General features: G+C 74.9%; 19 protein-coding genes. 10 read left to right on the forward strand and 9 right to left on the reverse strand.

The window, feature by feature from the left end:
- Window positions 1-5: 5 nt before the first annotated feature.
- The 6 genes from ACRYR2_RS08225 to ACRYR2_RS08250 are packed head-to-tail and all read right to left on the reverse strand — an operon-like array spanning window position 6 to window position 7,310.
- Entirely contained in the window at window positions 6-974 is a 969-nt protein-coding gene (locus ACRYR2_RS08225) for a hypothetical protein (RefSeq protein ID WP_432562351.1), read from the reverse strand.
- Window positions 971-2,038, reverse strand: coding sequence for a protein kinase family protein (locus tag ACRYR2_RS08230; RefSeq protein WP_432562352.1), 1,068 nt, complete (start codon window positions 2,036-2,038; stop codon window positions 971-973). The genes ACRYR2_RS08225 and ACRYR2_RS08230 overlap by 4 nt, the downstream gene beginning before the upstream one ends.
- Window positions 2,035-3,759, reverse strand: a complete 1,725-nt coding sequence (locus ACRYR2_RS08235; protein WP_432562353.1) for an ABC transporter ATP-binding protein — start codon at window positions 3,757-3,759, stop codon at window positions 2,035-2,037. The genes ACRYR2_RS08230 and ACRYR2_RS08235 overlap by 4 nt, the downstream gene beginning before the upstream one ends.
- Window positions 3,756-4,907, reverse strand: coding sequence for a glycosyltransferase family 4 protein (locus tag ACRYR2_RS08240; protein ID WP_432562354.1), 1,152 nt, complete (start codon window positions 4,905-4,907; stop codon window positions 3,756-3,758). The genes ACRYR2_RS08235 and ACRYR2_RS08240 overlap by 4 nt, the downstream gene beginning before the upstream one ends.
- Complete coding sequence (locus tag ACRYR2_RS08245) at window positions 4,907-6,097, reverse strand: glycosyltransferase (RefSeq protein ID WP_432562355.1); 1,191 nt, start codon at window positions 6,095-6,097, stop codon at window positions 4,907-4,909. Before ACRYR2_RS08245 ends, ACRYR2_RS08240 begins: the two co-directional genes overlap by 1 nt.
- A 10-nt stretch (window positions 6,098-6,107) precedes the next feature.
- Window positions 6,108-7,310 carry a glycosyltransferase family protein gene (locus tag ACRYR2_RS08250; protein ID WP_432562356.1) on the reverse strand — a complete coding sequence of 401 codons (1,203 nt, stop codon included), beginning with the start codon at window positions 7,308-7,310 and terminating at the stop codon, window positions 6,108-6,110.
- 149 nt (window positions 7,311-7,459) lie between these two features.
- Here ACRYR2_RS08250 and ACRYR2_RS08255 point away from each other — a divergent pair, with 149 nt between their 5' ends.
- The 5 genes from ACRYR2_RS08255 (at window position 7,460) to ACRYR2_RS08275 (ending at window position 12,892) form a co-directional block, all read left to right on the forward strand.
- Entirely contained in the window at window positions 7,460-7,906 is a 447-nt protein-coding gene (locus ACRYR2_RS08255; protein WP_432562357.1) for a hypothetical protein, read from the forward strand.
- Window positions 7,903-9,417: a sensor histidine kinase gene (locus ACRYR2_RS08260; RefSeq protein ID WP_432562358.1), complete on the forward strand. Its 1,515-nt coding sequence runs from the start codon at window positions 7,903-7,905 to the stop codon at window positions 9,415-9,417. The genes ACRYR2_RS08255 and ACRYR2_RS08260 overlap by 4 nt, the downstream gene beginning before the upstream one ends.
- Window positions 9,414-10,076, forward strand: coding sequence for a response regulator transcription factor (locus ACRYR2_RS08265; protein WP_432562359.1), 663 nt, complete (start codon window positions 9,414-9,416; stop codon window positions 10,074-10,076). Before ACRYR2_RS08260 ends, ACRYR2_RS08265 begins: the two co-directional genes overlap by 4 nt.
- A 47-nt stretch (window positions 10,077-10,123) precedes the next feature.
- A complete protein-coding gene (trxA, locus tag ACRYR2_RS08270; RefSeq protein WP_432562360.1) occupies window positions 10,124-10,561 on the forward strand; it encodes a thioredoxin in 438 nt (145 codons plus the stop codon).
- 126 nt (window positions 10,562-10,687) lie between these two features.
- On the forward strand, window positions 10,688-12,892 hold the full coding sequence (locus tag ACRYR2_RS08275; protein WP_432562361.1) for a SpoIIE family protein phosphatase: 2,205 nt from the start codon (window positions 10,688-10,690) through the stop codon (window positions 12,890-12,892).
- Between the two features lie 105 nt (window positions 12,893-12,997).
- Here ACRYR2_RS08275 and ACRYR2_RS08280 read toward each other — a convergent pair whose 3' ends face one another.
- The 3 genes from ACRYR2_RS08280 to ACRYR2_RS08290 are packed head-to-tail and all read right to left on the reverse strand — an operon-like array spanning window position 12,998 to window position 16,730.
- The gene (locus tag ACRYR2_RS08280) at window positions 12,998-14,509 is read right to left on the reverse strand and encodes an APC family permease (RefSeq protein ID WP_432562362.1); all 1,512 of its coding nucleotides are present in this window, start codon (window positions 14,507-14,509) and stop codon (window positions 12,998-13,000) included.
- The gene (locus ACRYR2_RS08285; RefSeq protein WP_432562363.1) at window positions 14,506-15,354 is read right to left on the reverse strand and encodes a universal stress protein; all 849 of its coding nucleotides are present in this window, start codon (window positions 15,352-15,354) and stop codon (window positions 14,506-14,508) included. The genes ACRYR2_RS08280 and ACRYR2_RS08285 overlap by 4 nt, the downstream gene beginning before the upstream one ends.
- A complete protein-coding gene (locus tag ACRYR2_RS08290) occupies window positions 15,351-16,730 on the reverse strand; it encodes a flavin monoamine oxidase family protein (protein WP_432562364.1) in 1,380 nt (459 codons plus the stop codon). Before ACRYR2_RS08290 ends, ACRYR2_RS08285 begins: the two co-directional genes overlap by 4 nt.
- 99 nt (window positions 16,731-16,829) lie before the next feature.
- Between ACRYR2_RS08290 and ACRYR2_RS08295 the strand changes: the two genes are divergently transcribed.
- The 5 genes from ACRYR2_RS08295 to ACRYR2_RS08315 all read left to right on the forward strand — a co-directional run bounded on the left by ACRYR2_RS08295 (window position 16,830) and on the right by ACRYR2_RS08315 (window position 22,596).
- On the forward strand, window positions 16,830-17,495 hold the full coding sequence (locus tag ACRYR2_RS08295) for a TetR/AcrR family transcriptional regulator (RefSeq protein WP_432562365.1): 666 nt from the start codon (window positions 16,830-16,832) through the stop codon (window positions 17,493-17,495).
- A gap of 227 nt (window positions 17,496-17,722) precedes the next feature.
- The gene (locus tag ACRYR2_RS08300; protein ID WP_432562366.1) at window positions 17,723-18,901 is read left to right on the forward strand and encodes a fumarylacetoacetate hydrolase family protein; all 1,179 of its coding nucleotides are present in this window, start codon (window positions 17,723-17,725) and stop codon (window positions 18,899-18,901) included.
- A 259-nt stretch (window positions 18,902-19,160) separates the two neighbouring features.
- The gene (locus tag ACRYR2_RS08305; RefSeq protein WP_432562367.1) at window positions 19,161-19,637 is read left to right on the forward strand and encodes a MarR family winged helix-turn-helix transcriptional regulator; all 477 of its coding nucleotides are present in this window, start codon (window positions 19,161-19,163) and stop codon (window positions 19,635-19,637) included.
- 59 nt (window positions 19,638-19,696) lie between these two features.
- Window positions 19,697-22,066, forward strand: a complete 2,370-nt coding sequence (locus tag ACRYR2_RS08310) for an MFS transporter (RefSeq protein WP_459115342.1) — start codon at window positions 19,697-19,699, stop codon at window positions 22,064-22,066.
- Window positions 22,063-22,596, forward strand: a complete 534-nt coding sequence (locus tag ACRYR2_RS08315) for a MarR family winged helix-turn-helix transcriptional regulator (RefSeq protein WP_432562369.1) — start codon at window positions 22,063-22,065, stop codon at window positions 22,594-22,596. Before ACRYR2_RS08310 ends, ACRYR2_RS08315 begins: the two co-directional genes overlap by 4 nt.
- Window positions 22,597-22,674 lie beyond the last annotated feature (78 nt).

Raw genomic sequence — 22,674 nt, forward strand, 5'->3', positions numbered from 1 at the left:
CTGTGTCAGGCGGCCAGCAGTTCCCCGGCGACCGCGGGCGGCAGCCCCCGGAAGGCGTGCACGGCGACCAGCCGGCACCGGGCCACGCGGCGCAGGACGGCCACCCGGGCCGGGTCGAGGTCCGGCAGCCCGCGCCGCACGCCCCGCTCCAGCGCCGCCGCCTCGCGCCGGCGGCCCCGGGCGGCGGCCAGGTCGAGGTGGGCCAGCAGGTTCGCCGCGTCCAGCGCGGGGTCGGCCAGCGCCGCGGTGTCGACGTCGAGGAACGTCACCCGCTCCCCCAGCAGCACCTGCCCGTCGTGCAGGTCGCGGTGGGCGGGCACCAGCGGTTCCCCGCAGCCGTCCGGCGCGGACCCCAGCGCCGAGGCGGCCTCGGCGGCGCGCGCGGCCAGCGCGGGCGGGGCGAGGCCGAAGGCGACCGCGTCGGCGACCCACCGCTCCAGGACGGCCACCTCGGCCGCGGCGTCGTGGACGGGCAGGTCGCGCGTGCGGGCGGTGGCCAGCGCCGCCAGGGCCGCGCCGGTGCGTTCCCCGTCGCGTTCGCAGGCGGTGAGGTCCCCCGAGTCCAGCGTGCTGCTCAGGTCGTGACCCTCGGCCGCGGCCAGTTCCAGCACGCCGTCGCGGGCGGCGAGCACCTCGACCAGGGCAGGGTCACCGGGACGTCCCAGGGCGCGGGCCAGCGCCGCGTGCCGGTCCAGCGCCGTGCGGGTCGCGCGGGCGGAGGCGAGCTTCACGAAGGTCGCCTCCCGGCGCAGGACGGCCCGTTTGCCGTACCGGTGCCCGACCAGGACGCCGGGAAGCCCGGCCAGCCCCGGCAGCCCGGGGTCGACGGTGCGGACACGCACGGGGTGGCCGGGACCGTCGGCGGTTCCGGCCACCACGCCGCCCCGCCCGTCGCGGCCCTCCAGGACCAGACCGGCCGAGGGGTCTCCCGGCCGGCGCGGCCACACGCGCCTCCACCGCACCTCCCCGCTCACGACGCCACCGCCCGTGCGGCCAGCTCGACCAGGGCCCGGGTCGCGGCCGCCCAGCCCGGCCGGCGCCGCCGGAACGGTTCAGGGGCACGCAGCAGCGCGGCCGCCGCGACGAGCACCGGCGATCCCCCGTCCTCCCGGGCCGTCGCCGCCGCCCAGCACGCCCGGTCCCACCCCCGCGGGGCGCGGCAGGCCCGGTCGAGGTCGAGGACGACCACCCCCTCGTCGGTCTGCAGCAGCTGGTCCGGGGACAGGTCGCCGTGCGCGAAACCCCGCGGTTCCAGGTCGCGGCCGCGTCCGGCCAGCCGGTGCCAGCCGGACACGGTGCGCCGCAAGCGGTCGTCGAACCCGGCGTCCAGCCGCGGGGTGCCGGCGGCGGCGCGCTCGACGGCGCTCGCCAGGTCGCGGCGGCCCAGGACGGGCAACCCGGTGACGTCCGCCGTCGCCATCCGCTCCAGCAGGTCGCCCAGGTCGGCTCCGGGCCGCACGGGCGCCCCCGGCACCCACCGCGCGGCCGCCACGTGGCGGCCGTCCAGCTCCAGGGCCGGGCTGACGATCCCGGCGCGCCGCACCGAGTCCGCGGCCCGGGCGCTGCGCACCGCGGTGTGCGGGTCGGCGTGCACCTTGGTGACCACACCGGCGCTCGTCTCCCGCAGGACGGCCCGTCGTGCGGGGTTGTGCGCCACCGTCCGGCCCGCTGCCCGCCCACGCAACCAGGGCAGCGCCCGGTCGCCGGCCGCGGGAGCCAGCACCAGCCGCAGCCGTTCGTCGACGACGGCCCGGCCCCCGGCACGTTCGGCGGCGCGGACGTCCTTGCCGGCCTTGCGCCAGGCGACCGCGGAGTAGGCCGTGAGCAGCCACCAGGGTCCGCCGTCACCGGGGTCGAGCGCGGCCCGCAGCGAGGTGGCCGGCTTGTGCCGCAACCGGTCCACCCGCAGCCCCGGTACCGCCACGCCGTGCGCGCCGGCCCACCGGCGCAGCAGTCCGGTGTCCAGCACCGTCAGCACGCCCGGCAGGCCGGGTTCGGCGCGGGCCAGCCGCGCGTCGAACCCGCTCTCCTCGCTCACCGCGACACCACCTCCCGCGCCCGCGAGCGCACCGTCGTGAACTTCCCCTCGCGCAGTTCCACGACCCGGTCGCAACGCTCGAGCAGCGAGGGGTCGTGGGTGACCAGCAGCGTCGTGCGCCCCGCGGCGAGGCGTTCCAGGGCCGCCAGCACGGTCTGCGCCGAGGCCGCGTCCAGGCCCGTGGTGGGTTCGTCGAGCAGCAGCAGACCGGGGTCGCGCAGCAACGCACGGGCGATCGCCAGCCGCTGCCGCTGGCCTCCGGACAGCGACGTCCCGCGCTCGGCGAGGAACGTGTCGTACCCGTCCGGCAGGGCGGTGACGAACTCGTGGGCCCCGACCGCCCGCACGGCCGCCTCGACGGCCGTGTCGTCGGCGTCGGGCCGGCCCAGCCGGACGTTGTCGCGCACCGTTGCCGCGAACAGGACGGGTTCCTGCAGGACGACCGCGACGTGGTCGCGCACCTGGCGGCGGCGCAGCGTCGTCACGTCGTGCCCGTCGAGCAGGACCCGCCCCGCCGTGGGGTCCAGCAGGCGCAGCAGCAGGTGCAGGGTCGTCGACTTGCCGGTGCCGCTGCCACCCACGATCGCGATCCGCTCCCCCGGGTGCACCACGAGGTCGGCGCCGTCGAGCACCGCCCGGCCCGGGACCCGTTCCACCCGGACGCCCTCGAACCGCACCGAACCGCGCAGCCGGCGCAGCGCCGAGGCGTCGTCGTGCTCGGGCAGCGGGTCGGCGCGGTCCAGGCAGTCGGCGACGCGCTCGCCGGAGGCGGTGGCGCGGGCGATGCGCCCGGTGTGCTTGGCCAGGTCGCGGACGGGTTTGAAGGCGGCCTTGAGGTAGGTGAGGAACACGACGAGTTCCCCGACGGTCAGGGCGCCGTCGGTGACCCGCAGCGCGCCCACGACGAGCACCACGGCCGTCGCCAGGCCCACGAGGACGTCGACGCGGCGTTCCAGGCCGGCCGCCAGCCGGCGGGCCCGGACCCCGTCGCGCAGGTTCCTGTCGTCGGCCGCCCTGAAGGCCCGCGCGTGGTGGTCCTGCAGGTCGTAGGCCTGCACGAAACCGATGCCCGCGAACGCCTCCGAGGCGTCGGCGGCCAGCGTTCCCTCCCGCCGGCGGGCATCGCGACTGGCCTGCGTGATCCTGCGGCCGCTGCGCCGGCCGTTGAGCAGCAGCAGCGGGACCACCGCCACGACGGCCAGCGCCAGCAGCGGGTCGAGGACGACCATGACGACGGCCATCGCCACGAACGTCACCACGCTGCCCAGCAGCGGCAGGCCGGCGGTGATGGCGGCCTCCTGCACCCGCCCGACGTCGGAGACGACGCGCGTGACGAGGTCACCGGTGCGGGCCCCGGCGTGGAAACCCGGCGCGGCGTGCAGCAACCGCGAGTGGACCTCGGCGCGCAGCCGCGTGGTGGTGCGCGAACCGACGATCGCGAACGCCGTGGCCGTCAGGTAGGCGCACACCGCCCGCCCGGCGGCCAGCAGGACGACGGCGACGCCGGCCAGGACGACGACCCGCAGGGTTCCCGAGGCTCCCGGGGAACCGGCTGCGGCCGGAACCACGTGGTCGACGACGACCTTCAGCGGCCAGGGTTCGGCCAGCCGGAACGCGACCTCGGCGAACAGCGCGACGAGCCCGCCGGCGGCGATGCCGCGCGACCCCTTCGTGTGCGGGGCGACCAGGGACACGGTGCGCCGCAGCGGGCTGCGCGTCACGCCGCCACCACCGGCGCGCCCAGGCCCTCGACGGAGCGGGCGACGACGTGCCGCCAGGTGCCGCGGGCGGCCACGGCCCGCCGTCCGGCGACGGCGAGGTCGCCGCGCAGGTCCGGATCGGTCCGCAGCAGTTGCAGCGCGGCGGTCAGCGCCTCGACGTCGCCGGGCGGGACGAGCAGGAACTCCCGGCCGTCGGCGTAGGTGACGGCCAGGTCCCCCACGGCGGCGGCCACCGTCGCGACCCCGCACGCCAGGTACTCGGCGACCTTCAACGGGGAGAAGTACCCGCCGGCCGCGGGGTAGGGGGCCACGGCGACGTCGGCCCGTGCGAGGAACGCGGGAACCTCCGCCGGGTCGACGGTACCCGGTGCCGTGCAGCGGATCCCGAGTTCGGCGGCGCGCTGCAACGCCGCGGGCCGGCCCGGGCCGTCGCCGACGAGCAGGAGCTCGACGTCGGGTCCGGGCAGGCCGGTCAGCCGGCCGGCGGCCTCGACGAGCAGGTCGACGCCGTGCCAGGGGCGGAACGCCCCGACGAACGCCAGGCGCACCACACCGTCCACCGGCCGGGGAACCGGCGCGAACCGGGTCGTGTCGACGCCGTTGGGGACGACGACGACGTCGGCGGCGGGTTCCACCCGGCGCACCCAGTGCGCGACGGGGGAACTCACCGCGACGACACGTCCGGCCGCGGCGAACGCCCGCCGGGTCCGTTCGTCGGCACCGGCCACGTCGTGCAGGCCGCGGTGCGCCGCCTGCTCCAGCGGCAGCGGCGCGTTCACCTCCAGCACCGCGGGAACCCCCGCGCGCCGCGCCACCTCCTGCACGGCGCAGGCGAACAGCGCGTACCGCTCGTACACCAGCGCCTGCCCGCCCTCGAGCAGTTCCGCCACGAGCGTCCCGGCGCGCACGTCGGCGACGGCGAGGTCGGCCTCCCGTTCGCGGCGGGACCGGCCCGCGGGCAGCTCGACGTGGTGCACGCGGACCCCTTCCAGCCCGGCCGGGGCCGCTCCACCGGGCCGGGTGGTGACGACGTGGACGTCGTGCCCGGCGGCGACGAACACCCGCAGCACCTCCTGCACGTGCACCGAACAGCCCTTGCCGCCGAACACCGGAACCCCCGGGTCCAGGCTCACGTGGACGATCCGCATCAGGACACCCCCGCCGGGGTCAGGGCGTCCGCGGTGAGCTCGGCCAGCCGCGCCGCCTGGTGCCGGACGTCGAAGAACTGCTCGACCCGGGTGCGGGCCGCCCGCGAGTGCGCCCGCGCGAGCTCGGGATCGTCCAGCACCCGGCGCAACGCGACCGACAGCGCGACCGGGTCCCGTTGCGGCACCAGCGTTCCGGTGATGTCGTGCAGCACCGCCTCCGGGATTCCGGTCACGGGGGTGGACACCACGGGAGTTCCCAGGGCCATCGCCTCCAGCAGCACCGTCGGCAACCCGTCACGGTCCCCGTCGGCGGCCACCACGCACGGGGCGGCGAACACCGCGGCCCGGCGCAGCAGCGCGACGACGTCGTGCTGCGGCAGCGGGCCGGGGAACTCCACGGCGTTCCCGAGCCCGGCCGCGCGCCGCCGCAGGTCGGCCTCGTCCCGGCCCGCGCCGGCCAGCACCAGCCGCACCGGGTCACCGGCGGCGCGCAGGATCCGCACGGCCTCCAGGAGGTCGTCGAAACCCTTCTTCTCGACGAACCGCCCGACGGCGGCGACGAGACGTCCACGGCCGATCGGCGCCCGGTAGGACAACTCGTCCAGGTCCAGGCCGTTGTGGACGCGGACCGTCGCGGCCGCCGGGTGGTGCCGCCGCAGGTGGCGCAGGTTGTAGTCGCTGACCGTCACGACGGCCGCGGCGTCGGCCAGGACGCCTTCCAGCGCGGCCGCGTCCGCCGTTCCGTGCACGTAGATGTCCTTGGCGTGCGCGGTGACGGTGTAACCGATCCCCAGCAGCCGGGCCGCCAGCCGCGTCGTGCGCCCCGGCAGCGAGGCGAAGTGCGCGTGCAGGTGGCTCACCCCCGCCTCCCGCGCCCACAGGGCGACCCCCACGGCCTGGGCCGCGACGTCGACGTCGGCCGCGAGGAGTTCGTCGAGGCAGGTGTCGAAACCGGGCAGTTCCCGGGCCGCGCGCAGCGAACTCCACAACGTGGTGCTGGAGCGGCCGCCGCTCTCGCCGATCCAGGTGACGGGCGCGGTGACGCCGGCCAGCAGGGCGTGGAACCGCGGGTCGGTCGGCGGGCGCAGGCTCGCGACGGCGATCCGCTCCCCCTGCGCCTCGCGCGCCGCGATCTCCCGGACGACGAACGTCTCGGAGAAGCGCGGGTACACCTTCACGACGTACCCCACGAGGGGTTTCTCAACTGGCACGACGGGACTCCGATCCTCGGGGGCTGCGGGTGAGGTGGGTGAGCAGTTCGTCGGCCCGGCGGCGCACGGCCGCCAGGCCGTCGAGGGCGAACGCCGACCGGGTCGGGCCCGGGGCCGTCAGGGCGCGGGCGATCCAGTGGCCGAGGGCCGCGGCGTCGGGGGCCTCCAGGACGTCGAGGAGACCGTGGGAGGCCATCGCCCGGGCCCGCACGAGCTGCTCGCGCCGGGGCCGGGTCCGGGGGACGACGAGGGCGGGGGTCGGCGTCGCGAGGACCTCGGCGACGGTGTTGTACCCGCCCATGCACACGACGGCGTCGGCCTGCGCCGCCCAGTCGGGGAAGGAGTCGGTGAACGGCACGACGTGCAGGTCCTCGCGCTCGCCCGCGGCCCGGTCGAGGTCGGCGCGGACGGCGGGGTCCGCGAACGGGCCGGGCAGCAGGACCAGGTCGGTCCCGGACGGCAGCGGCGCGGCGAGCAGGGCGCGGGTGAGGTCGGCGCCGTCGGCTCCCCCACCGACGCCGGCCAGCACGGTCCGGGTTCCGGGGCGGTGGGGCAGCTCGGCCGCCCGCCCGGTGCGGCGGCCGTCGGCGAGGTAGCCGAGGAACCGGGTGCGCCGGGTCTGGGCCGGGCTCAGCCGCAGGTCGCGGCGCAGGTCGTGCACGGCGGCGTCGCCGTAGACCCACACCTCGTCGTACCAGCGGTCCAGGGCCTGGCCGCTCCCCTCCCGCCGCCACTGCGCGCGGGCGGTGGCGGGGCCGTCCAGCACGTCCCGCAGGCCGAGGACCACCCGGGTGCCGGTGCGCCGCAGCGCCTCCAGCGCCCCGGCGAGCTCGCCGCGGAAGCCGTGCGGGACCTTGTCGACGACGAGCAGGTCCGGCGCCCAGGCCGTCAGCGCCGCGGTCAGCGTGGCCGCCCGCAGCCCGACGACGACGTCGAGGGGAACGTCGAGGGCACCGGCCGCGTACCCGCCGTCGGTGTCCTTGCGCACCGACGGCAGCACCAGCAGGTCGATCCCCTCGGGCCGGGGGAAGCGTTGCGCCGCGGGCGATCCGGTGATCAGCAGGACGTCGGGCCGGGTGGGCGCCGAGCGGATCGCGGCGGCGAGGGCGAGGTTGCGGCGCAGGTGGCCGAGGCCGCAGGTGTCGTGCCCGTAGAGCGCCACCCGCGGGCGACGGTGGGAGCTGGGTGCCACGGTGGTCCTCGAATCCTCGGTGAACGGCTGGTGGCCGTCGGGTGAGTGGAATGCTGGGAGCCGACCGTGAGGGGACGATGAGCCGATCATGAGAGAGCTCTCACGCCCGCCTCATGACCCGGCGGCCGCCCGCCGCCGACACTGGGGCCATGCGAACTCCGATCGTCGTGGGCCTGCTGGGCGTCAGCGCCGTGGGCGTCCTCACCCTCGGCCTGTCGATGGCCTGGGGTGAGGACGCCCACGGCGACTTCGGCGACGCCGTCGTCGCGTCCGCCTCCGGCGCCCCGTCCCCCGACCCCGGGACACCGCCCGGGACCGGCGGGGCCACCGACCCGGGGCAGACCTCCGGCCCGAACCCCACGCAACTGCCCGAGCAGGCCCCACCGCCCGCGCCCGCCGCACCGCCGGCACCTGCGCCGCCGCCGGCCCCCACGGTCGGCGGTGGTCCCGTCGTGAACGTCCCGCCCGCCGACGCGGTCGAACTCGACGACGACCACGACGACGCGGACGACGACGCGGACGACGACGCGGACGACGACCTCGACGACTCCGGCGGCGACGACTCCGACGACGACGGGGACGACGAGAACACGTGAACCTGCGTCGCCTCGTCCCTGCCCGCCGCAGGCTCCTGCGCTCGGTCCGGGCCAAGGTCCTGACGGCCGTCCTCGCCGCGGCCGGTCTGGGGCTCCTCGTCACCGGCACCGTCTCGGTGCTGCTGCAGCGCGGCAGCACCGAGGAACGGGTCGACGTCTCGGTCAGGCAGGAGATCGACGAACTGCGCGCCTTCGCGGCCAACGGCGTCGACCCGCAGACGGGCCGCCCGTTCGCGACCGTCGCGGACCTGTTGCGCACCAAGATCGAGAGCGACGTCTCCGACGCCCACGAGACCGCCCTCGGCATCGTCGTGGACGGCCCGACGTACGCCTCGGCCGTCCGCCCGTTCGACCTGAACACCCCGGCGGTGCGGGCCCTGGCGACCGGTCTGGCGGCCGACTCCCCGGCGCGCACGACCGTGGTGGACACGAACGTCGGGCGTACCCAGGTCACGGCCGTCCCCGTGACGTTCACACCGCTGGACCCCACCCAGCCCGCACGCGGGGTCTACGTCGTGGGCCACGCCCTGGAACCCGAGTTCGCGGTCGTCACCGACAACGCCCGAAACTTCGCCATCACCGCGGTGGGTGCCCTGCTGCTCGTCGCGGCCGTCGGGTACCTCGTCATCGTGCGGCTGCTGCGCCCCCTGGACCACCTGCACGACGCCGCGACCGGGGTGGGGGTGGAGGACCTGTCCCACCGGGTTCCCGTCCACGGCGACGACGACGTGGCCGACCTGGCGCGGGGTTTCAACGGCATGCTGGAACGCCTGGAGACCTCCTTCGAGGCGCAGCGGCAGTTCCTCGACGACGCCGGCCACGAACTGCGCACCCCGCTGACCATCGTGCAGGGACACCTGGAACTGCTCGACGTCGCCGATCCGCGCGACGTCGCCGACACCCGGGACCTGGTGCTGGACGAACTGGCCCGCATGACCCGGCTCGTCGACGACCTGACGCTGCTGGCCAAGGCGCGCCGCCCCGACTTCGTCACCCTGGCGCCGGTGGAGGTGGGGCAGCTGCTCGACGACGTCCTCGACAAGGTCGTTCCCCTGGGCCCGCGCCAGTGGCGCGTCGACGAACGCGCCGAGGCGTGCGCCACCGCCGACGCCCAGCGCCTGACCCAGGCGCTGCTGCAACTGGTGTCCAACGCCGTGAAGTTCACCAGTCCCGGTGACCTGGTCGCCCTCGGCAGTGCGGTGCGCGGCGGCGACCTGCTGCTGTGGGTCCGCGACAGCGGCCCCGGGATCGAGGCCGCCGACCTGGACCGGATCTTCGAGCGCTTCGGGCGGGCCGCCACCGGCCGCGGGGTCGAGGGGTCCGGGCTGGGCCTGTCGATCGTCACCGCGATCGCCGAGGCGCACGGCGGGCGGGTCGACGTGCACAGCGCCCCGGGCGTGGGCTCGTCGTTCGTGCTGGTCCTGCCCCTGGGTCCCCGGCCGGTCGACCCCCCGGGTGGTCCCGCGCCCACCCAGCCCCTGCCCGTGAGCACCACCCAGGAGGTTCCGTGACCAGCATCCTGATCGCCGAGGACGAGGCCCGGATCGCGGCCTTCGTCGAGAAGGGGCTGCGGGCCAACGGGTACGCCACCACGATCGCGACCGACGGCCGGACGGCTCTGGACCTGGCGGCCACCGGCCTGTTCGACCTGCTGATCCTGGACATCGGCCTGCCCGAGCTGGACGGTTTCGCCGTCCTGAAGAGGTTGCGGGCCGACAGGCACACGCTGCCGGTGATCATCCTCACCGCGCGCGACGCCGTCGACGACACCGTCGCCGGCCTGGACGGCGGCGCGGACGACTACGTCACCAAGCCCTTCCGCTTCGAGGAGCTGCTGGCCCGCATCCGGCTGCGGCTGCGCGACGACCGGGCCGCGGAGGTGACCGTCCTGTCCGCCGGTGAGCTGCAGCTGGACCTGCTGACCCGCACGGCCGCGGTGTCGGGGCGTTCCGTGACCTTGTCCAGCCGGGAGTTCTCCCTGGCCGAGGCCTTCCTGCGCCACCCCGGCCAGGTGCTCTCGCGCGAGCAGCTGCTGAGCTCGGTGTGGGGCTACGACTTCGACCCCGGCTCCAACGTCGTGGACGTCTACGTGCGCTACCTGCGGCAGAAGCTGGGCGCGGCCCGCTTCGAGACCGTCCGCGGGATGGGCTACCGGCTCCTCGCGCAGTAGTCCTGCGGCCCGGGAAGCACCGGGGACCTCTCGTGGTTCAGTGGAGCATGACCACTCAGGCACTGACCCTGGAGACGCACGACGAGACCGTGAAGGACGGCATCGTCCTCATCGACTTCTGGGCCGACTGGTGCGGTCCGTGCAAGCAGTTCGCCCCGGTGTTCGAACAGGCGTCGGAGACCCACGGGGACATCACCTTCACCAAGGTGGACACCGAGGACCAGCAGCAGCTCGCGGCCCGCTACGGGATCACCTCGATCCCGACGCTCGTGGCCTACCGGGACGGCATCCCGGTCTTCGGCCAGCCGGGCGCGCTGCCCGCGCCGGCCCTGGAGCAGCTCATCGAGCAGGTCCGCGCGCTGGACATGGACCAGGTCAAGCAGCAGTACGCTCAGGCTCTCGAGGCCGAACGCGCCAAGCAGCAGGCGCAGGCGGCCCCGCAGGCCCGGGGCGTGCGCGCGGGGACCGACCCCGCGGCGTTCTGACCCGCCGCACCACCGCACCAAGGCCCAGCCCAGGAGCCCTCGCCCCCTTCGGGGCGGGGGCTCCCGTGCTTCCGGTGGACCGGACGTCCCGGTGACCGCCGAATCCGACAGCGGTAGGAGGAGCTCGTGGACACCGTTCCCCTCGAGAACGCCGGCCCCCCCGAGCTCGCCGAGCCCGCTCCGGACCTCGACCTGCGGGCCGTCTTCGACGCGGTGCCGGCGGGCTTCGTCCTGCTGCGCCCGGACCTGACCGTCGTCGAGGCCAACGCCGAGTTCCTGCGCCTGGTCGGACGCCACCGCGAGGACGTCGTCGGGCGCCACGGGCTGGACGTCTTCCCGGCCTCACCGGACCTCTCGCGCACCGGGGGCAACCCGCTGACCGAGCTGTACGGGCGGGTCGCGGCGACCGGCCGCCCCGAGGCCGTGCCCCTGCTGCGGTACGACGTCGCCGAGGACGGCGGGTCCGGGCACAGCGAGCGGTGGTGGTCGGTGAGCGTCTCGCCGCTGCTGGACGACCGGGGCTCGGTGGTCCTGCTGGTGGGTCGTGCCGAGGACGTGACCGACTACGTGCGGGACTGCCGGCGTCACGACGAGGCCGTCGGGGCCGATCCGGCCCTGGGGGCGACCCTCTACTCCCGCCTGCAGCTGGGCCGGGCGGCGCAGCTGGCCCAGGCCGACGCGTCCCGGCGGGTGTCGGCGCTGGCCGACACGGCGCTGCGGCTGGCCGCGGCCCGCACGCTGGAGGACGTCGTCCGCATCGTCGCCCGGCTGGTCGGCCGGGTCCTGGGCGCCGACGGGGCGGGCCTGGCCGTCCCCACCGAGGACGGGCAGTGGCAGGTGGTGCCCAGCAACGGCTTCACCGAGGCCCAGCGCAGCGGGTGGGAACGCGTGCCGCACGACAGCCCGCTGCCCGTCTGCCACAGCGCACGGACCGGCGAACGCGTCCTGCTGCCCGACGCCGCGGCCGCCGACGCCTTCCACCCGGTGATGGCGACGCTGCGGACCCAGAACGGCCGCCGCGCGTGGGCCACCCTGCCGCTGCAGGTGGGCGGTGACGTGCTCGGCGGGCTGGCGGTGGCCTGGACGGCCGACCGCGAGTTCCCGCCCGAGGACCTGGAACTGCTGACGGCCTGCGCCGCGCAGTGCGCCCAGTCGCTGGAGCGGATCACCGGCGAGCGCACGGCCGCCGAGGAGGTCCGCGCGGTGCGGCGGATGGCCGAGACCCTGCAGCGCAGCCTGCTGACGCGCGCGCCGCTGCGCGACGGGCTGGACGTGGCGATGCACTACCAGCCCGCGGCCCGCGCCGCGGAGGTCGGCGGGGACTGGTTCGACGCGTTCGAGACCGGCTCGGGCGGCACGGTGCTGGTCGTGGGGGACGTGGTGGGGCACGACCAGGTCGCGGCCGCGGCCATGGGTCAGGTGCGGAACATGGTCCGGGGCATCGCCTTCGACGGTGACGACCGGCCCGCCACCCTGCTCGCCCGGGTCGACCAGGCGATGGTCGGCCTGGAACTGGGCGCGCTGGCCACGGCTGTCCTGGCCGTGGTCGACCCCCCGCAGCCGGGAACGGCCATGCGCCGGTTGCGGTGGGCCAACGCCGGGCACCTGCCGCCGCTGCTGCGCCGCGGCGACGGGCAGGTCGAGGTGCTGGACACCAGCGACGACCTGATGCTCGGCGTGGACGAGGGCAGCCCCCGCCACGAGCACGTCGTCGACCTCGCCCCCGGCGACGTGGTCGTGTTCTACACCGACGGGCTCGTCGAGCGGCGTGACGCCCACCTCGACGACGGCATCGACGACGTCCGCGAGGCCCTCACCGGGCGCGGCGGTCCGAACGCCGCCGCCTGGGCCGACACCCTGCTGTCGACCATGCGCGCGACAGGGGTCGAGGACGACACGGCGTTGCTGGTGCTGAAGCTCGAGGGGCCGGCCTGCCGCGGGGCGGAGCCGGCCGACGCCGCCCCGCTGGAGGTCGTGCTGCCCGCCGATCCCCGGTCGGTGCGCGACGCCCGGCGGCTCACCCAGCGTTGCTGCACCCACAACGGCCTGGACGACGACACCACCGACACGGCGGTCCTGCTGACCAGCGAACTGGTCACCAACGCGATCGTCCACGGCCGCAGCGACACCCGGCTGACGGTGGAGGCCACCCCGCGGCGGGTGCACGTCGAGGTCGCCGACGACAACGACCGCACCCCGGTCCGGCAGCCCCACGACGACGACGCCCTCAGCGGCCGCGGCATCTCGCTGCTCGACGTCGCCGCCACGCAGTGGGGCGTGGCGCCGGCCGGGATCGGCAAGGTCGTCTGGTTCACCCTGGAGGCGAGCTGACCGAGCTCGGTACGGGCCGGCCGGCGGCGTCCACGATCGAGGCACCCGTGACGCGGCACGCCGCCCCGGAACGCGTCCGGAGCGGCGTGCCGACCGGTGGACGCATCAGTCCTGCACGCTGCGCCCCACCACGATCGACTCGCCCCGGAAGAACGCCGGCCGCCGCAGGTACTGCACGACCATGACGACCACCCCGAGGGCGAGCACCCCCGCCCCCAGCAGGAACACCAGGCCGATGCCGAACACCTGCGACCCGGAACCGTACGCGGGGTCCATCGAGTCCACGGCCGTCTGCACGAAGAACACCAGCAGCAGCACCCCACCGACGAGCGGGGCCAGGCAGGTCGACAGGAACGCCTTGGGGTTTCCGCGCCAGCTGCCCCGGAAGTACCAGACGCAGGCCAGCGCCGTGATGCCGTAGTAGAAGCAGACCATCATGCCCAGCGCGGAGATCGTGTCCCACAGCACGTCCTCGGACAGCACGCGCATGACGGCGTAGAACACCGAGGCGACCACGGCCGCGACGACGGTGGCGTAGCCGGGCGACTGGAAACGGCGGCTGACGCGGGCGTACTCCGGCGGCAGCGCGCCGTAGTAGCCCATCGCCAGCATCGTGCGGGCCGGGGAGATGAACGTCGACTGCAGCGAGGCCGCCGAGGAGGCCAGCACGGCCAGCGACATGAGGACCGCCACCGGCCCCATCACCGGGCCCGCCAGGACGGCGAAGATGTTCTCCTGGATCTCCTCGTTGCCCAGTCCCAGACCTTCGGACCCGGTGCCCGAGTAGGACAGCACAGCCAGCGCGATCGTCAGGTACAGCACGACGATGACCGCGATGGTCGCCAGCGCCGCCCGGCCGGGAGTGGTGCGCGCGCCCTCGGTCTCCTCGTTCATGGTCAGGACGACGTCCCAGCCCCAGTAGATGAACACCGACAACGAGATGCCTGCGGCGAACGCCGAGAACGACTCCACCCCGAACGGGTTGAACCACCCGGGGTCGATCGACAGCCCGGCGGGTGCCGTGCCGTCCGCCGAGTGGACGAACGCGGCCACGGCGAACCAGGCGAGGACGAGGAGCTGGAAGGCGACGAGGACGTACTGGACGGCCTTGGTCGCCTCCAGCCCCCGGTAGGAGACCCAGCAGGCCAGCGCCATGAACACCAGGCACGTCGCGACGTTCACGGGGACGTTCGTGGCGAGGTCGGCCAGGGACTCGTTCCCCGTGAGCTGGGCGAGCATGAGGTAGAAGAAGTCGACCGCGATGCCGGCCAGGTTCGACAGCACCAGGACGGTGGCGGCCAGCAGTCCCCAGCCGCCCATCCAGCCGATCCACGGCCCGAACGCGCGCGAACTCCAGGTGAAGGTCGTGCCGGCGTCGGGCATCGCGGAGTTCAGCGCCCGGTACCCCAGCGCCACCAGCAGCATGGGCACGAAACCCACGAGGAAGATCGCCGGCAGGTGGTCGCCGACGACCGAGGCCGTCGGGCCCAGCGCCCCGGTCAGCGTGTACGCCGGCGCGATCGTCGAGACGCCGATGACGACGGCCCCGAGCAGCCCGACGCGACCGTCGCCGAGGCCCTTGGCCTCGCGGGTCGCCTGTTCGGGCGCGGCCGTCACTGCTCGGTCCCGGCGGAACGGCGCGGGACGACGACGACCGGGACGGGCACGTGCCGCAGCATGCGCGCCGCGGTCGGCCCCAGGAACGTCTGCCGGCCGCGGGCCAGCCGGGACGACCCGACGAGCAGCAGACCGCCCGCCGCCCAGTCGATGGAACTCACTGCTTCCGCCATGGTGCGTCCTCGCCCCACTTCCACGCTCACCTGCGCCGGACCGGAACGACCACGGACGTCCTCGACGAGGGCGTCGATCAGGGAACGCACCCGGGCCACGGCGTCCGGGTCGGCCCCGGAGTTCTCGTCCATCTCCACCAGACTCACCACGTGCAACGGCAGCCCGGTCCGGACCGCCGCCTCCCACGCCTCCTCCAGCACCGCCGCGGCCCCCTGCCGGGTTCCGACCGCGACGTAGAGCTGGTCCACCCGGGCCGGTGGTTCGCGCCGCGGCACCAGGACCACGGGAACGGGCGAGGCGTGCAGCAACGCCCGGGCCACCGGCCCCACCCCGAACGGGATCGCTCCCCCGCCGGCGCCGACCACGACGGCCGCCGCCCCGAACTCCTCGACGGCCTCCAGCAGACCCTCGGGCACCGAGCCCGCGGTCCGCACGTCGGAGCGGGCCTCGACCTGCGCCGGCAGTTGCGCCAGCGCCTCCTGCGCCCACTCCCGCGCCTGTTCCCCGACCAGGCCGGTGATGTCGCCGACCGGCGGGTACGGCGCGCCGAACGGGTCGTCGCTGCGGACGACCACGACGACGTCCAGGGCGACCCCCAGCGAGGTCGCCAGCACGCCGCCCCACCGCAACGCCGAACCGCCGTCGTAGGCGACGACGTACCGGCGGTTCACGTCGGATCCGCTTCGCGCAATGCCGCGTCCACGTCGGCGGCCGCGTCCCGCCCGCTGCGCAGGGCCCCGTCCACGTGCTGGTACCCCTCGGCCGCCAGGTCGGAACAGGCCCAGTGGATGCGCCCGACGGGAGTCCGCTGGTCGGCGCCGTAGCGGGCCAGGCCCCCGAGGTCGAAGCTGGCCGCGTACGCGCCGCGGGTCCACTCCTCGCTGCCCCAGTCCGATTCGTAGTAGGCGTCCGGTTCCAGCGCCCGGTCGCCGAGGAACTGCGCGATCGAGGCCAGGATCCGGGCCTTGCGCTCCTGCGCGTCGAGCGCGAACACCGCGTCGGCCTTCTCGTCGGCGACGAACGCGACCAGGGTTCCCCGTTCGTCGCCGTGGAAGGTGTTGTCGTACACCTCCTGCACGAGCGTGCTGGTGCCGAAGCAGGTGCCCGACAACCCGTCCTCGCGCCAGAACGGCGTCGGGTAGGTCGCGTGCACCTTGATGACCAGCCCCATCGACAGGTGCTGGTGCATCTGGTGCTGGCGGCGCGGCAACGGCGGGTCGTAGCTGATGCGGGAGAACAGCGGCGGCGGGACGGCCACGACGACGCGCTGGGCGCGGACGGTCACCCGGTCCGACTCCACGACCACCCCCTCGTCCGAGTGCCGGATCGTGCGCACGGGCGTCGACAGGTGCACGCGGTCGCCGAGTTCGGCGGCCAGGCGTTCGGAAACTCCCTGCATGCCGCCGACGACGCGGCGGTCGAGGATGAAGCACTCGTCGGTCAGGTTCGAGAACGACCCCGCCGAGGCGGCCATCAGGACGGCCTGCAGCGTCGAGAACGCGTGGGCGGGTTTGGTCAGCATCGCCCCGGCGATGAACAGGGCGATGGTCGTGCACGCCTCCTCGTCGTCGGACTGCTGCCGCAGCCAGTGGTGGAAGGAGGTGGTGTCCAGTTCCCTCGCCCGCGGGTGCGCCCAGGGTTCCTTCGCGCCGATCGAGGTGACCAGGTCGTCCATGAGCTCGGTGAGCCGGACGATCTCCTTGGCCGTGGCGTCGGCGACGGGGAACGTCTCGCCGCGGTACCGGGTGCGGGTCCCGTCGGGGGCGATGTACACCGATTCACCCTCGCGGTACCGGGAGTACGTGCCCATGCCGAGTTCGTCGAGCAGGCCCAGCAGTTCGGTCTGGTCCGGGGAGATCCACTGACCGCCGATCTCGAGCGTGACGCCGTCGACCTCCTCGGTCCAGGTGCGCCCGCCGACGCGGTCGCGCGCCTCGAGGACGACCACGTCGTGCCCGGCGCGGGTCAGGTGCCTGGCCGTGCTGAGCCCGGCGGGGCCGGCGCCGACGACCACCACGTCGGCCGTCAGTTCGGTGCGGGAGTTCACGGCGCCTCCAGGAGCCACTCGAAAGTGATTGGGCTTCATTAAGGGGTGGAGGCAGGGCTGTGTCAAGGACGGACGGGAGGAGTGCGCCAGGATGGCCGGGTGTCGTCAGCCCCCCGCCCCACCGCACGCCGGGGCCGTGGTCGCCCGAGCAGCCCGGTCCTGACGCCCGACGGGATCACCGCCGCCGCGGTGCGCCTGCTGGAGGAACGCGGCCAGGACGGCCTGACGATGGCCGCCCTCGCCCGGCGGCTGGAGGTCGCGCCGTCGGCGCTGTACAACCACGTGGCCACCAAGCAGGACGTGCTGCGGGCGGTGCAGGACCACGTCAACCGCGGCATCGACTGCGCGGGTTTCGCAACCCTGCCGTGGGACGAGGCGCTCGCCGCATGGGCCCGCTCCTACCGGGGGGCGTACGCGCGCCATCCCGCGCTGGTCGCGGTGATCGCCGTGACGCCGGTGCGTTCGGCACCGCACACCGTCGCCATGTACGAGCGGGTGAGCGCCGGTCTGCTGACCGCCGGCTGGCCCGCGGAGGAGGTGGCGAACGTCGTCGTCGCCGTCGAGTCGTTCGTCCTCGGCTCGGCCCTGGACACCCAGGCCCCGCCGGACATCTTCGACCCCGGCGACCTCGCGGACAGCGCCCCGGCCTTCACCGCCGCGAACGCGGCCCGGCCTGCCGGGGACACCGCGCACGCCGCGTTCGAACTCGGCCTGGACGCGTTGCTGGCGGGTCTGCGGGCACGGCTCGGCCGACTCGGCGGGTGAGGCCGGGCGGACGGGACCCACGACCGCACCTGCTCGACCTGCTGGTGAACCGGGTCGCGCCCGTCGCGGTGATCGCCTGGACGGCGCGCTGCACGAGCACCTCCCGACCGGGCGACCACGGGCCAGGCCCACCGGGCACCACGACGTCGGCGAGCCGCGGCCGCCCATCCCCCTCCGTGCCATGATCGGCGGACACCACGCCGACCCGTGACGAAGCGGAGCGAGCCTTGACGACGCCGGACCTGTCCTCCCACGCCGACGGCCTGCTGCCGGAGGACGCCGCCGCGGCGACGCTCGTGGGGCGGGTGTTCGACCCCGCGGTCGGCGGGCCCTGCGTCGTGGCGGTGCGCGGCGAGCGCGTCGTCGACCTCACGCACGTCGAGCCCACGGTCAGCGACCTGCTCGAGCGGCCGGACCGGGTGCAGGTCGCGCGCGAGCACCCCGCCGACCGTTCCTGGCCGCTGCGCGGGCTCCTGGCCGACACCCTCGCCGGGCGCACCGACGTCGCACACCTGCTGGCCCCCGTGGACCTCCAGGTGCTCAAGGCCGCCGGGGTGACGTTCGTGCGCAGCATGGTCGAACGCGTCGTGGAGGAACGGGCCGGCGGCGATCCGGCCCGCGCGCAGGCCCTGCGGCAGCGGCTGGAGGACGCCGTCGGCGGGACGATCGCCTCGGTGCGCCCGGGCAGCGCCGAGGCGGCCGACGTCGAGCGGGTCCTGCGCGCCGAAGGACTCTGGTCGCAGTACCTGGAGGTCGGGATCGGCCCCGACCCGGAGATCTTCACCAAGGCGCCGGTGCTGTCCGCGGTCGGCGCCGGAGCACGGGTCGGGGTGCTGGCGCGGTCGACGTGGAACAACCCCGAACCCGAACTGGTGCTCGTCGCGACGTCGCGCGGCGAGGCGGTCGCGGCGACGCTGGGCAACGACGTGAACCTGCGGGACGTCGAGGGCCGCAGCGCCCTGCTGCTGGGCCGGGCCAAGGACAACAACGCCTCCTGCGCGATCGGGCCGTTCCTGCGGCTGTTCGACCGGGAGTTCACCCTCGACGACGCGGCGACGTCCGAGGTCGACCTGCGGATCTGCGGGCCGGACGGCTTCTCGCTGCACGGTCGCAGCGCGGTGGGCGAGATCAGCCGCCCGCTGCCCGAACTGCTGCGGCACACCCACGGTGCGCACCACTCCTACCCCGACGGCTTCGCCCTGTTCACCGGGACGATGTTCGCCCCCACGACCGACCGGTCCGGGCCGGGCAGCGGCTTCACCCACCGCGTCGGCGACGTCGTGGCCATCTCCTCCGCGCGGCTGGGGACCCTGGTGAACGTCGTGGACACCGCCGAGGCCGCGCCGCCGTGGACGGTGGGGATCCGCGCGCTCACGGCCAACCTGGCGGCCCGCGGCGTGCTCTGAGGGCCCACTCAGGGGCCCACTCAGGGGACCACTCAGGCGACCGATCAGGCGACCGATCAGCACCCGGGCGACACCCCTCCGCAGGCACCGGGCAGCGGTGCCGGTCGACACTGGCCGAGGGGTCCGGTCGATCCGCAGGCGGGTCGCGGGCCCCGCCGGGCGCACACCACCCGAACAGCTCACTCAAGTTGCATGGGGCAACCAGTCGACCTAGAATCGTTGAGACCTTCAAGCACTACCTCGAGGACCGGGTGATCCCATGGCGACACCGCACGCGTGCGCCACGCTCGTCGACGCCTTCCCCGCCGTGCTCCGCTTCAAGCGGGCGCTCGTGGCCACCACCGCCGTGTACGGCACGGCCCCGCTGGCCGCGGTCGCCGAGCTCGGCCACCCCCGGGTGTCCGAGCTGGCCGAACACCTGCGCCTGGACGTGTCCACCGTGAGCAGGCAGGTCGCGCACCTGCGCCAGCGGGGACTGCTCGAGGCCACTCCCGACCCGGTCGACGGCCGGTCCCAGCAGTTGTCGCTGACCGCGGCGGGCCTGGACGAACTGCGCCGTTCCCGGCGCGCTCTCGTCGAGGACATCACCGGGCGGCTCGCGGACTGGGACGACGCGGACGTCGAAACCCTCGCCGAACTCCTCGGCCGCCTCGGCGCCGACCCACCCACCGGCACCGGCGCACCCGCCGGCGCACCGGCACCTTCCGCAGCACGTCCCCTGGAGCAGAACGCATGAGCACCGCCGCGGCCGTCGACGGCCGCCCCCGCACCGGCGCCGGTCACGGCGACGAACCGATGTCGCACCGCCAGATCATGGAGGCCCTCTCCGGCCTGCTGCTGGGCATGTTCGTGGCGATCCTGTCCTCCACGGTCGTCTCGAACGCGCTGCCCACGATCGTCAGCGACCTGCACGGCAGCGAATCGGGCTACACGTGGGTCGTCACCGCCACGCTGCTGGCCACGACGATCTCCACCCCCATCTGGGGCAAGCTCTCGGACCTGTTCTCCAAGAAGCTGCTCATCCAGCTGGCGCTGGGGATCTTCATCGTCGCCTCGGCCGTCGCCGGCTTGAGCCAGAGCATGGGCATGCTCATCGCGATGCGTGCGGTGCAGGGTCTGGGCGCCGGCGGTCTGACCGCCCTGGCGCAGGTCATCATGGCCGCGATGATCTCCCCGCGCGAGCGCGGCCGGTACTCCGGCTACCTCGGTGCGGTGTTCGCGCTGGGCACCGTCAGCGGCCCGCTCATCGGTGGCGCGCTGACCGAGCACCTGTCCTGGCACTGGTGCTTCTACGTCGGGGTTCCGTTCGCGCTGGCCGCGATCGTGGTGCTGCAGAAGACGTTGCACCTGCCGGTCGTCAAGAACGCCCACGTCAGGATCGACTACCTCGGCGCCGTGCTGCTCGCCGCCGGCGTGGCCAGCCTGCTCGTCTGGGTCTCGCTGGCCGGCCAGCAGTTCGACTGGGTCTCCTGGCAGACCGCCGCCATGGTCGGCGGGGGTCTGGTCGCCCTGGCCCTGACCGTCCTGGTCGAATCCCGGGCGGCCGAGCCCATCATCCCGCTGCGCTTCTTCAAGAACCCCACCGTCGTGCTCTCGGCCGTGGCCAGCCTGTTCGTCGGTGTCGCCATGTTCGGCGGCACGGTGTTCCTGTCGCAGTACTTCCAGCTGGCCCGCGGTGAGACCCCGACCATGTCGGGCATCCTCACCCTGCCGATGATCGTCGGCCTGTTCCTGTCCTCCACCGTCGCCGGGCAGTTCATCACCCGCACCGGCCGCTGGAAGGCCTGGATCGTCGTCGGCGGCCTCCTGCTCACCGCCGGTCTCGGCCTCATGGGCACCGTCGAGTGGAACTCGAACTACTGGCTCGTCGCGGTGTTCATGTTCCTCATCGGCGCCGGCGTCGGCATGATGATGCAGAACCTCGTGCTGGCCGTGCAGAACGTCATCGAGCGGCAGGACCTGGGCGCGGCGAGCTCCTTCGTCGCCTTCGCCCGCAGCCTCGGCGGCGCCATCGGCGTCTCGGCCCTGGGCGCCGTGCTGGCCCACCGGGTCACCTCGCACCTGTCCGAGGGCCTGCACGCCGCCGGCCTCGAGGCGACCGCCGAAGCCGGCAGCAACGGCGGGATCCCGACCCTGTCGGCCATCCCCGAACCCGTCCGCGACATCGTCCAGGCCGCCTACGGCTCCTCGGTCGCCGACGTGTTCCTCGTCGCCGCACCGTTCGCCCTGGTGGCCTTCGTCATCGCCTTCTTCTTCAAGGAGGTCGCGCTGCGCGGAACCGGTCCGGAGGCGGCGACCGCCACCGCGGCCGTGCCCGCCGAGGGACCCACCGGCCCCACCGCCGCACCGTCCACGAACGCCACCCCGGCACCGCAGGGCGCCCCGGCGATCACCGGCACCGTCCGGCAGCACGGCGGCGCCCCGCTGGCCGACGCCGTCGTCACCCTGACCGACCAGTCCGGGCAGCAGATCGGCCGGACCCGCACCGACGCCGAGGGCACCTACTCGGTCACCCCGGCCACGGGCGGCACGTTCCTGGTCATCGTCGCCTCGCCGTCCACGGCCCCCTCGGCCACCCTCGTCCCGGTCGCCGACCGTCCGGTGGTCCACGACGTCGTCCTCACGGGGCGTTCGGCCATCACCGGCCGCGTCCTGACCGGGGCGACGGGCGCGGCGGTCGCCGGCGCCCTCGTGACCCTGACGGACGTGACGGGTCAGGTCGTCGGATCCACCCGCAGCGGCTCGGACGGGACCTACTCCTTCGGAGAGCTGGTGGGCGGCGCGTACGTCCTCACCGCCCAGCCCGGGGGACGCCGGCCGCTGGCCCGGGCCCTCGACGTTCCCGACGCCGGAGCCCTCGCGGTGGACCTGCAGGTCTCCAGCGGTGGCCGGCTCACCGGAACCGTCGTCGCCGCCGGCGACGGACGCCCGGTGCGCGAGGCCGTCGTCACGGTCGTCGACGCGGGCGGCCAGGTGCTGGCCACGACGACCACCGGCGAGGACGGCGGTTACGCCTTCGACGACCTGCCCGGTGGCACCTGCACCGTGACCGCCTCGGGGTACTCCCCCGTCGCCGCCTCGGCCGACGTGGTCGAGGCCGCCACGACGACCCTGGACGTCGCCCTCGGCGGGACGTCCGAGGCCACGCAGGCCCCCGTCCGGTGACGACCCTCGAGGACGCGGCCTCCGGCTCGCAGCCGGCGCCCAGCGCCGTGGAGCCGGCGCCCAGCGCCGTGGAGCCGGCGCCCAGCGCCGTGGAGCCGGCGCCCAGCGCCGGACTGCTGGCCGACCTCGAGGCCGAGTTCGCGGCGCTGTGGCAGCTGCGGAAGGTGCGGGCGCGGGAGTTCGCCGGACTCCTGCACCCGCACCTGGACCCCACCGCGCTGCCCCTGCTGGGCGAGCTCGGGACCGGCGGGCCGCTGCGGCCCACCGAGATCGCCGAGCGGCTGCACCTGGACCCCTCCACGGTCAGCCGCCAGCTCGCCGCCACCGAGAAGCTCGGGCTCGTCGTGCGGGTCCCCGACCCCCGCGACGCCCGGGCCCGGCTGGTGGACCTCACCCCGCAGGCCCGCGGGAAGTTCACCGCCTACCGGCGCGAGCTCCTGGCGCGCTGGCGCAGCTCCCTGGGCGCCTGGGACCCGGGCGAGGTGGAGACGCTGACGAAACTGCTGCACCGGGTGCGTCAGGACTGGTGACAGCTCCTGGTTGAGCGCTCACCCTGACGACTGCCGGGGACCTTCCACCCTCCGCCGCGTGCGGAACGGTAGAAAGGT

It is taken from the genome of Kineococcus deserti, from assembly GCF_050871945.1.
Classification (GTDB): Bacteria; Actinomycetota; Actinomycetes; order Actinomycetales; family Kineococcaceae; genus Kineococcus.